Annotated in this window: 2 protein-coding genes; both read left to right on the plus strand. The window is 61.9% G+C overall.

What is annotated here, in order from left to right; translation table 11 throughout:
- Window positions 1–118: 118 nt before the first annotated feature.
- Window positions 119–1606: an IS21 family transposase gene (gene istA / locus ACOI1H_RS24860; protein WP_422440939.1), complete on the plus strand. Its 1488-nt coding sequence runs from the start codon at window positions 119–121 to the stop codon at window positions 1604–1606.
- Window positions 1603–2367: an IS21-like element helper ATPase IstB gene (istB, locus tag ACOI1H_RS24865; protein WP_422440940.1), complete on the plus strand. Its 765-nt coding sequence runs from the start codon at window positions 1603–1605 to the stop codon at window positions 2365–2367. The genes istA and istB overlap by 4 nt, the downstream gene beginning before the upstream one ends.
- The last annotated feature ends 146 nt before the right edge of the window (window positions 2368–2513 follow it).

The following is a 2513-nucleotide window of genomic DNA, read 5'->3' on the forward strand; positions in this document are numbered from 1 at the left end:
TGAGAACGGCGGTGCGAAAGTCGGCCACGGTAGCGGCGGGATGACCTTGCTGCGGGCGGCGTAAAAGTCGTCCACTTTTACCCTTTCTGGCGGCAGGGAGGGCGGGAGGATTTTCACCGTGGATTTGTATCGGAAGGTTCGGCTGGCCTGTGCTGAGGGCATGAGCCAGCGAGAAGCGGCGCGGCATTTCAACGTCTCGCGCGACAGCGTAGCTAAGATGATGGCGTTCTCGGTCCCGCCCGGATATCGGCGGACGGCTCCGGTCAAGCGGCCGAAGCTGGACGCCTTCACCGGGATTATAGACGCTTGGCTGGAGGGCGATCGGGAGGTTCATCGCAAGCAGCGGCACACCGCGAAGCGGGTGTTCGAGCGGCTTCGTGATGAGCACGGGTTCATCGGCGGCTATACGATCGTGAAAGATTACATGCGGCAGCGCGAACGGTGCGGTCGCGAGATGTTTGTGCCGCTGGCGCACCCGCCCGGGCACGCCCAAGCCGATTTTGGCGAGGCGGTAGTTGTCATCGGCGGTGTAGAGCAAAAGGCGCATTTCTTCGTCATGGACCTGCCGCACAGTGATGCCTGCTTCGTGCGTGCTTATCCTGCGGCGACAGCTGAAGCCTGGGTTGACGGCCACGTTCATGCGTTTGCGTTCTTCGGCAAGGTGCCCACATCGGTCCTCTACGACAACGACCGCTGTCTGGTTGCGAAGATCCTGCCTGATGGAACGCGCCAGCGGGCTACCCTCTTCAGCGGGTTTCTGTCGCATTACCTGTTTCGAGACCGCTATGGCCGGCCCGGCAAGGGTAATGACAAGGGCAATGTGGAAGGGCTGGTCGGATATTCCCGCCGCAACTTCATGGTGCCAATCCCACGGTTTGCGACATGGGACGCGTTCAACGATTACTTGGAAGCGCAATGCCGCAAGCGCCAGGCGGATGTCCTGCGCGGCCAGTTCGAGACGATCGGTCAACGCCTCGTGCGTGATCTGGTGGTGATGTCCGACCTGCCAGCGGCACCGTTCGATGCCTGTGATCAGGCCACCGGACGGGTCAATTCGCAGGCGCTGGTGCGCTACAAGACCAATGATTACTCGGTGCCAGTCGCCTACGGCCACCGTGACGTCTGGATCAGGGGCTATGTCGGAGAGGTCGTGATCGGTTGCCGTGGTGAGATCATCGCACGCCATCCCCGCTGCTACGACCGCGAGGACATGGTGTTCGATCCAGTGCATTACCTTCCGCTCATCGAGCGTAAGATCAACGCCCTGGATCAGGCCGCGCCCTTGGCTGAATGGGACCTGCCGCCGGAGTTCGCCACCCTGCGCCGCCTGATGGAGGCACGAATGATCAAGGCCGGACGCCGCGAGTATGTCCAGGTGCTGCGTCTGCTCGAGACCTTCGACATCGACGACCTGCATGCTGCCGTTAAGAAGGCCCTGCAATTGGGGGCGGTCGGCTTCGATGCCGTCAAGCACCTCGTTCTCTGTCAGGTCGAGAAACGGCCGCCGAAGCTGGACCTCGATGTCTACCCATACCTGCCGCGGGCGAACGTCGAGACCACGTCCGCAGCCAGCTATATGGCCCTGATGTCGGAGGGTAGAGCATGACCGTGGCCCCGAAGTTACTGCTCGCGGATCACCTCAAGACGCTGAAGCTGCCCACCTTCCTGCGGGAATACGACAAGCTCGCCCGCCAATGCGCCGCTGAGGGGCTGGATCATGTTCAGTTCCTGGCGCGTTTGGTCGAGTTGGAATTGATCGACCGTGAGCGGCGGATGATCGAGCGGCGTATCAAGGCCGCGAAGTTCCCGGCCACCAAGAGCCTGGACAGCTTCGACTTCAAGGCGATCCCAAAGCTCAACAAGATGCAGGTGTTGGAGCTGGCTCGCTGCTACTGGATCGACCGGCGCGAGAACGTCATCGCCTTGGGGCCCAGCGGCACAGGCAAGACCCATGTTGCCCTCGGACTTGGGCTGGCGGCCTGCCAAAAGGGCCTCTCGGTCAGCTTCACCACCGCCGCGACGCTGGTCAACGAGATGATGGAAGCCCGAGACGAACGCCGCCTGCTCCGCCTGCAAAGGCAGCTCGCCGGCGTCAAATTGCTGATCATCGACGAACTGGGTTTTGTGCCCCTGTCCAAAACCGGTGCCGAGCTGTTGTTCGAACTGATCTCGCAGCGCTACGAGCGCGGCTCCACGATGATCACCAGCAATCTGCCATTCGACGAATGGACCGAAACCTTCGGCACCGAACGCCTGACCGGTGCCCTGCTCGACAGGCTGACCCACCACGTCAACATCCTTGAAATGAATGGCGACAGCTATCGGCTTGGCCAAAGCCGCGCCCGAAAGGCCCAAGCCTCAACCTGATCAACCGTCACAGGATTGGCCCTCTGGGCCAATGCGCCATGGCACGCGCCAGCTATCTGGGGAGCGCGCGCACCATGGCGCTTTGCACCCCGCAACTGGCCTGGTTTTACTCCGCCGCGTGGCCGGATTTGTCACCGCCGTTGACA

Origin of the sequence: Loktanella sp. DJP18 (assembly GCF_049310965.1) — a bacterium.
Lineage (GTDB): Bacteria > Pseudomonadota > Alphaproteobacteria > Rhodobacterales > Rhodobacteraceae > Loktanella.

Bases quoted from the DNA above. Each gene is read 5' to 3' on its own strand.
- istB (WP_422440940.1), top strand. From the start codon at position 1,603: ATGACCGTGGCCCCGAAGTTACTGCTCGCGGATCACCTCAAGACGCTG.